Raw genomic sequence first — 6,922 nt, 5'->3', positions numbered from 1 at the left:
TTAATGGTGTAAATCGCTGTGATACGAAAAGATTGCTGGTTGTCCTTTCGCGTGTAGATGATGGGCTGCCCAAAGGTGTTGCGTACATCTTTAACCATTTTGTTGAGCAGCCCGTGCCAACGCATGTTATTTCGCTCCAATCACGGCTTTAAACAGCATTTCTGGGCGTGTACAGATGTAAAGCGGATAGCTATAGACCTCCGGTTTTACCCATGCATTACGGTCGTGGTCGACGATCAGCATGGTGTAGAGAGGTTTTCCAACCGTGTTGGCAAAATCCAAGCTTTCACCAGGGGAAAAGGTTTTTTGGAATACACCAGGCGCATCAACAGGAAAGAATTGACATTCATCAGGCTTAATGCCTATGGCACGCTTTGTTCCAGCCTTCGCACTCACATTATAGTTGTGGATACTCCGGTAATTAATGAAAGTGACACCTGCAAAGTCAAAACTGCCAAAGCTTCCCGCGCCAATTGCGCTTGGTGTTGCAACACCTCCGGCGCTATTGAGTGTTTGTGCTAAGGCTGTGTTGAGATAGGTCTCACGAATTGTTTTATGGTTTTTCAACTTGGAAAAGAATTCATTTCCACAAAGCCCAATAATCCGCGAACGATCAGAAAATGCTCCTTTTGAAGCCTCAATCATCCTCATAATGACCCGATCAACATTGTCAGCAACATTGGTTGTCTCATTATTCAGTTTAAAGTCAATGGGCTTTGGGGGGGTGATTTCCCATTCTTTGTACCAGTCAACAATGACAGAGCCATCAGCATCAAGGACAACACCTTGAACAGCGCCAAGCTGCATATTTTCCCATGTCAATTCGATTTCAGAAATCAGTTTCTTTTGTTTTCTAGCAATATATTTCATTGCTGTCTCGAGTTGATCTTCTGTGCCAAATTCACGACGGTTCTGGATTTCTTCTGATTTTACGGTATCACTTTTGGCAATCCGTGTTGTTTTGAAAAACCGAAGATTACGACCCTCTCTATCACCTTCTGCCAAAGGTGCGCCGCGTTCACTGGTTTGAATAAGCGAAAATGTATTATCACGCCGTTCAATACCAACCACTGTGGTACTGGTTTCAACTTCCTCAAAAAGATTAAGAGAGCTTACAAGACCAGGTTGAAACTCATAGTTTTCAATGGCTTTCATCATTGTGATGCTTGAGAAAGCATCATGTTTAAAAAAATTCATATCCATGTGTGCATTCTCCTATCGCAATAGAATGTTGTTTTTGTCTTCGAAAGACTGAATGGCCGCGTTCTTTTGCTCATCTGTGATGGCGTCTGGCCATAGCAGTTCAGAAGCTTTCACAGTGCATAAGCGTGCTGTAATCACGGCGCGTTGATCGGCGCCTGTTGCGTCAACAGTGGCAAAAGAAATCCCTGCCGGTGTTTGGCTGCCATCTGTTGCTGCTGGATTAAGGGGGATATATTTTTCTGATGAGGTTATCTTTCCCATGACAGTTCCCGCTTCAATGAATGCTCCTGATGCAAACACCACTTCTTCGTTTGACATATCGGGGTCGTAGGGTCCAAGATAAGCGCCATTGCGTACGTCTTCATAAACAATATTCATTTCACTGCCCTCCAAGCTGCTTCCCATTTTGCGTGAATCTTTGCCTTGCTTGTCCCATCACTATGAGGGGTATAAGGCGAGACTTTTAAAGACGCGCTTTGAGAGCTAGCAGCCGTCAACACACACTGGCGTGCTTTTTCGAGACTCATACCGTTTTGAATAGCTTTTGCTGCGTCAAAAGAAACGCCTAATTGCTTTGCTTGCCTTTCAAGGTTGGTCAGTGCTTTTGCGCGCTTTCTTTCTTTTTCAAGCACGGCTTTCATATCTTCGCGCTTGTTTTCATTGTCCTCATTGTCTTCGTCCTCATCTTCGTTTTCTTCGTCGTCAAAGATTTCGGCGTTTTTGTCGACGTCATTATCGTCTTCGTCCTCTTCCTCGTCATTGATGATGTCGACAATCTTTTCGTCATCCTCTTCCTCAGCGCGGTATTGTGTGCGTGCCATGTGTTTTGTCCTTCTTTTGTTGTTGATGTTGGGTTTTGTGATATGGAATCCGTTAAGGCTTCCAAAGCTTGCGCAAGGGTGCCTTGCACATCTGCTAATCCAAGCGCAATAGCTTGGGTGCCTATAAAAGTTTCTGCTTTTGTGTCACGAATTGCATCAGCATTTAGGCGTCTGTTTTGCGCCACCAAATCGACAAACATCTCGTAGAGCAGGGCGCAATCGGCTTGCATTTTTATCTGTGCTGTATCGCTCAAGGGTTCATGAGGGTTGCCATGAACTTTGTGATCACCTTCAAAGACAAAGGTCCATTTATGCCCGTGTTTTTCATCTGCACGGGATTGGTCAAGATGGGCGCAAACGACACCAATCGAGCCCACAACACCCGTGCGAGCAACCCATATTTGAGAAGCAGAACAAGCAATGGCATAAGCTGCTGAACAGGCAAACTCATTGGCATGCGCCCAAATGGGCTTTTCGTATTGTTTTGAGAGTGCTTGAAACTCTTCCACAAGATCAAACACACCGCCCGCTTCTCCACCGCCGCTGTCAATATCCAGTAAAACAGCGCGAACATCAGGTTGTGCAATGGCTTCACGAAAAGAAGCCCCCAAACCTTCATAAGAGGTTAATCCCGATAAAGCCCCAAGCCATGCACCACGGCGCACAAGCGTGCCATGAACTGGTATGATGGCAATATTGTTTTGTACTACATAAGTTTCAGGGGGTCTGAAAGCTTCTGTATCCCCTTGTCCAAATGCCCCAGTGGCAAACTTTTCTCCTTCAAAAAGGCGTGGTGCAAGAGCATTGAGAATGACATCAAGTTTTGTCGAGGCAAGCATATGAGGAACACCAAAAAGCCGTGATGCCAAAAACGGCATGTCGAGATTATTCACCATTTGTATGTGCCTCACTGCCTTGGTTGCTTTCATAAGTGTCAGAAGTCTCTGAATCTGCGGTATCAATTACGTGATTGCTACCAGCCGGTGCCGCCATATCGGTGTCAAAAGATAAACCACGCGCACGAGCATCTGTGTGTTCTTCTTGCATTTCGGCATGAATGCTGTCGATATCAAAGCCGCGCTCGGCAAGAGCCATACGTCGTGTTTTCAAGCCTGCACGGATTTCTTCTTTTTCCGCTGAGATATCCTTGTTTGGGTCAATCATTTCAAGCGGGGGTGCAAAGCTTTCACATTGAACCCATGGCAAGGGATTTTCTTCCCACCCTGGCAAATTGATGCATCCAGAAAGAACCGCCATTTCAACAAAGCGCTCCCATATAATGCGATTAAACTGAAAAGCAATGATATGTTCACGCCATTGTTTAACATGCCGTCTAAACTGAATGATGGAGGTGCGCACATTTGAAAAATTCCCCCGCGTAACGTCTCCTGTCACAACGGCATAAGGCATATTAAGTGCTGCACAAATTTTCAAGATATTGCGAAATTGAAAAGCCTCATAAGAGCCACCAACCTCAACAGGATTTGAGAATGTAACCTCTTTATTCTCTCCTAAATAAAGAGATGCACCGGGCGCAATGACAGGTGCTTTGTATTCTTCTTCAACGTTGTTTTTATCACGATTATCGGATAATTTTTCGACGTTTGGTGAATTGTCCTTGACAAACGCCGCGAAAAGAGCCGCCGTCCTTTTTCTATCGAGTTCTGCGTCGTCATAGGATTCGAGTTGAAAGATCTTTGTCATACAGCGCGTTATTTTGGGTGAACCGCGCAATTGTCCGGCAATACGGCGCTCTTTGATATGCAGGACCATTTCAGCAGGGACACGTATGCGCTCTTGACTCTCAAAGACTATCCTTGCAGAACAATCATCATAGGGGTGATGTTTCCAAAAATGATAAGCAACACGCTTACCACTGGCATTAAATTCAATTCCCATACGAATGTAATTGCCTTCAATCTCAGCCGGTCCATTGTAGGAAAGGTCTAGCATTTCGGTTGGATAAACTTGTAATTGAAGCGGTACACCAGAGCGCCCGTAGAGGTCGACATAGTGTAGTCTTACAAAGCATTCTCCAGTTAAAAAGACCTCTCGTGCAATGGTTGCTTGAAGTCCATAAAAATTGGCATCTTCATCATAATCGGCTTCATCAACCCATTGCCACCATAAGTCTAAAAGCTTTTTCTTTTCTTCTTGAAAACCTTCAATACGAGGATAGGGTTTAATCCCATCACTTACAGCCGCAGAGACCCATTCTTCTGTTGCAGACCCATAAAGAGCTTCATTGTCATAAAGCCATCTTGAACGGGCAACAATGGTATCACCGCATTCCTCAATGGCTTTATTAATATGTTTTTTTGCGGGGTCAAAACCACCCATACGGCGGCTTTTGCTTGCGGCTTCAAAATGGGGGTTGTGTTGACGAGAAATTGTAAAAAAGCCTGTGAGTTTATTGATAAAACCAGCCATTAATAGCCTCGTGATATATTAAAATAGAAAACGCGTGAACGCTTGCGTCCTTCAAGGTTGGCTATTTGTGTGTTCAGCATCTCAAGCGCTCTGCGCAGTTCCTCAACAGAGCGGTTGCTGACTTGCTTATCGCCATGGCGCACCGATTGTGCTCCCGAATAAAGAGCTTCTTCAATTTGTTCACGCCGCTTTTTTAAACTTTCCAGTCTGTCAGTTTTGCTGTTTACTTGGTTCAAGTCTGTATCCATAAATTACCTCCAATCCCCTTGCATATAAGGATTCATCACCGTTCTGGATTGTTTCCTTTGAGGTTGTGCTGTCTGAGATCTTCTTGGAGAAGGAGAGGGGGCATGTCTTGGTGTTGGCTGCTCTAAAGAGCCCTCAATTTTAAGTTTTTCCAAACGCTCTTCTAAGATATCGACTTCTCGATTAAGGTTTATTCCTGCCGAAATCAGACCTTGTAAAGCTGCATAAGCGTAGACCCTACAGTCCAAGGCTTCATTTCTTGCCTTTTCGCTTTTTTGCCATTCAATACGCTTAAAGCCTTTAAAATATTTGATGACTTTTCTTTCAGCGGTTAGCTGGTCAAAATATTCCCGATCAAGGTTTTTGTGAAAGTGTGTTGCACCAGCCCCCGATGCTTCAGGACCAGATTTTTTAAACCGTGCCGTGATAATATCTTTTGCTGCATCAACACCAACAATATAGAGATTGATCTGTCCTTTGTTGTTTCTACTTGGACGGCGTGGCCATACCGCACGCCAGCCAGCTTGTCCCTTAATGCCCCAGATACGTCGTCCCTCACGGGGGCGCACATAATTATAAACCGCCTGTGTGTGTCCACCACCGGTATCAATACAAGCAGCCGTTATCTTGATGCCGTCTTTGTAACCTAGATGCGGCCAGCGTCTTGTAAGATATTCATCCAATTGGTCCCATACTTCAAAAGAAGAGGGGTCACCAGGAATGACGTGATAATCAATATGCCAGCTTTCTTCACTGCGTCCCCATCCCACCACTTCAAGCTCTAACCGGTCATTTTGCACATCAATGCCCGCTGTCAACAACACGGCTTGTTCTGGTGCAAGGGAATAATCTTCACGTTTTGCATAGAGGCTATCAGGGTCAACAACTTCGCCTGTTCTGTCTTCCCATGGCTCTCCAAGCACTGTGTTAATAAAAACTTGCAAAAGAGCAGGGTCTTCTTTGGCTCTTAAAAATTCGCGCGCACAATCGCCCCAAGTCAGCCATGGCGAATAAAGCGCTGAAATATGGTAAGAACGCAGACGAGGCTTACTTGACTCCTGTGTTGCGATCCAGCAAGCACCGTTTTCTTCTGCCATTAAGGTGGACTTACGATGTTCGGCATGTTCATGACCACAATGGGCACAAACAAACACAGCTTTTTCGGGGGCGCCTTTTTGCCACTTGATTTGTGACCAAACAATCGGTTGTAGCGTACCACACGCATCACAAGGAACATTGTAATATCTTTGATCACCAAGCACGAAATCCTTGGCTATACGGCTTGTGTCACGGTGTGTCGGCGTGGACAATTTAAAAATTTTACGTTGAATAAAAGCAGAGGTTCGTTTTTCAGCAATTGTTACAGGATCGCCTTCATTATCGACATTCAATGGGTAAGCATCGACTTCATCCAAAACCAAATAGCGAATAGGAGAAGAACGCAATCCAGCAGCACTATTTGCTCCTGTAATCATCAATGTTCCCCCATAAAATTCCTTTGAAAACATTGTATTTCCACTGTCTCGTGTACGAGCAGGGGCAATGCGTTCACTTAAAGCAGGGCTAGCTGAAATCATCGGATCAAGACGAGACTTTGACAGTTTCTTAGCGGTCTCAACTGTCGGCATCACATACAGTGCTGGTCCTGGACTATGATGAATGGCATAACCACAAAAGTTCAACGCTGCTTCCGACATTCCAACCTGAGCCCCCTTCATCACAACCGTTGTTTCAGTCGGATCATAAACAGAAAGATTATCCATGATCTCTCGTAAATAAGGGGTGCGTATAGTCCTCCATAACCCAGGCTCTGCACTCGTAACTGTGCTTAAATAACGATTTTTATCAGCCCACTTAGAAACAGTATAAGGCGGGTCAGGATGGCGTCCTTCATTCGCATAGCAAAAAAAGAGCCCAGCACCAGAGGATGAGGGCGAAGCATTACTTATCATGTTCTGGATTCTCTTCTAAAATATTGGGATCGTGAAAAGAGACAGGAACGACATTTTCCATTAAAGCTTTGCGCATATGATGATCGATAGCTCCAATAAGGCTCGCAGCATCACATCCCACTTGCGCCGCAATTTCAGCACCAAAGCGATAGGCAAAATTGAGCATTGTATCTCGATGCGCTCTTCCAAAGTGCCATGCTTCTTTTCTCACTTCTTCTCGATCAACAGTTGTTTCGCGTAACTTTTCCAGAGCAATCTTTTCTTTTGCTA

The 6,922-nt window shown here is 44.8% G+C and carries 7 protein-coding genes and 1 pseudogene; all 8 read right to left on the bottom strand.

Annotation, left to right across the window (positions count from 1 at the left end):
* Positions 1-126 precede the first annotated feature (126 nt).
* Entirely contained in the window at positions 127-1,203 is a 1,077-nt protein-coding gene (locus PVV60_RS09130; protein ID WP_273724452.1) for a major capsid protein, read from the bottom strand.
* 12 nt (positions 1,204-1,215) lie between these two features.
* On the bottom strand, positions 1,216-1,608 hold the full coding sequence (locus PVV60_RS09125) for a head decoration protein (protein WP_273724450.1): 393 nt from the start codon (positions 1,606-1,608) through the stop codon (positions 1,216-1,218).
* Positions 1,578-1,844, bottom strand: a complete 267-nt coding sequence (locus tag PVV60_RS09120) for a hypothetical protein (protein WP_273724448.1) — start codon at positions 1,842-1,844, stop codon at positions 1,578-1,580. Before PVV60_RS09120 ends, PVV60_RS09125 begins: the two co-directional genes overlap by 31 nt.
* Entirely contained in the window at positions 1,841-2,920 is a 1,080-nt protein-coding gene (locus tag PVV60_RS09115; protein WP_273724446.1) for a S49 family peptidase, read from the bottom strand. Before PVV60_RS09115 ends, PVV60_RS09120 begins: the two co-directional genes overlap by 4 nt.
* A complete protein-coding gene (locus PVV60_RS09110) occupies positions 2,910-4,454 on the bottom strand; it encodes a phage portal protein (RefSeq protein ID WP_273724444.1) in 1,545 nt (514 codons plus the stop codon). Before PVV60_RS09110 ends, PVV60_RS09115 begins: the two co-directional genes overlap by 11 nt.
* Positions 4,454-4,702: a phage head-tail joining protein gene (locus tag PVV60_RS09105; RefSeq protein WP_273724442.1), complete on the bottom strand. Its 249-nt coding sequence runs from the start codon at positions 4,700-4,702 to the stop codon at positions 4,454-4,456. Before PVV60_RS09105 ends, PVV60_RS09110 begins: the two co-directional genes overlap by 1 nt.
* A gap of 3 nt (positions 4,703-4,705) precedes the next feature.
* Positions 4,706-6,652 carry a phage terminase large subunit family protein gene (locus PVV60_RS09100; RefSeq protein ID WP_273724440.1) on the bottom strand — a complete coding sequence of 649 codons (1,947 nt, stop codon included), beginning with the start codon at positions 6,650-6,652 and terminating at the stop codon, positions 4,706-4,708.
* A pseudogene (locus PVV60_RS09095) lies at positions 6,642-6,922 on the bottom strand (hypothetical protein); the annotation flags it as partial. The pseudogene PVV60_RS09095 and the gene PVV60_RS09100, both read right to left, overlap by 11 nt.

It is taken from the genome of Bartonella sp. AU18XJBT, from assembly GCF_028618595.1.
Lineage (GTDB): Bacteria > Pseudomonadota > Alphaproteobacteria > Rhizobiales > Rhizobiaceae > Bartonella.
This window is presented reverse-complemented; position numbering and strand designations above follow the sequence as displayed.

Coding starts and splice junctions, on each gene's coding strand:
- PVV60_RS09130 (WP_273724452.1), bottom strand. CDS start 1,203: ATGGATATGAATTTTTTTAAACATGATGCTTTCTCAAGCATCACAATG.
- PVV60_RS09125 (WP_273724450.1), bottom strand. CDS start 1,608: ATGGGAAGCAGCTTGGAGGGCAGTGAAATGAATATTGTTTATGAAGAC.
- PVV60_RS09120 (WP_273724448.1), bottom strand. CDS start 1,844: ATGAAAGCCGTGCTTGAAAAAGAAAGAAAGCGCGCAAAAGCACTGACC.
- PVV60_RS09115 (WP_273724446.1), bottom strand. CDS start 2,920: ATGGTGAATAATCTCGACATGCCGTTTTTGGCATCACGGCTTTTTGGT.
- PVV60_RS09110 (WP_273724444.1), bottom strand. CDS start 4,454: ATGGCTGGTTTTATCAATAAACTCACAGGCTTTTTTACAATTTCTCGT.
- PVV60_RS09105 (WP_273724442.1), bottom strand. CDS start 4,702: ATGGATACAGACTTGAACCAAGTAAACAGCAAAACTGACAGACTGGAA.
- PVV60_RS09100 (WP_273724440.1), bottom strand. CDS start 6,652: ATGATAAGTAATGCTTCGCCCTCATCCTCTGGTGCTGGGCTCTTTTTT.